The sequence below is a fragment of the Colwellia ponticola genome (assembly GCF_005885605.1).
In the GTDB taxonomy this organism is placed as follows: Bacteria; Pseudomonadota; Gammaproteobacteria; order Enterobacterales; family Alteromonadaceae; genus Colwellia; species Colwellia ponticola.
Genome location: NZ_SZVP01000175.1, coordinates 1 through 428 on the forward strand (window position 1 = coordinate 1; position 428 = coordinate 428).

At 62.4% G+C, this 428-nt stretch carries 1 protein-coding gene; it reads right to left on the bottom strand.

What is annotated here, in order from left to right:
- Positions 1-428, bottom strand: a 428-nt coding sequence (locus tag FCS21_RS16415; protein ID WP_138624535.1) for a homogentisate 1,2-dioxygenase, incomplete at both ends; no start/stop codon positions are given.

The following is a 428-nucleotide window of genomic DNA, read 5'->3' on the forward strand; positions in this document are numbered from 1 at the left end:
TTCTCGGCCACCATCCAGCGCGGCGGGAAGATCACGAAGTCGAGGTTGGCCAGGCCGTGCACGCTGGTGGGCGATGTCAATACGGTGAAGATCGACGGATCGGGATGATCGAAACTCACGGTGCCAAGGGTGTTGAAGCGGCCCAGGTCGTATTTGTACGGCACGTTATTGCCGTGCCAGGCCACCACGTTCAGCGGTGAATGGTCCAGCTCGCACGCCCACAGTTCACCGAGGAATTTCTGCACCAGCGTGGTCGGTTGCCTGAGGTCTTCGTAGTGGGCCACCGGGGTGAGGAAGTCACGCGGATTGGCCAGGCCGTTGCTGCCGATAGGCCCCAGGTCCGGCAGGCGCAGCGGCGTGCCATGGTTTTCGGCGACGTAACCGCGCGCCTGTGCATCCAGCAGTTCGACACGAAATTTGAGGCCACG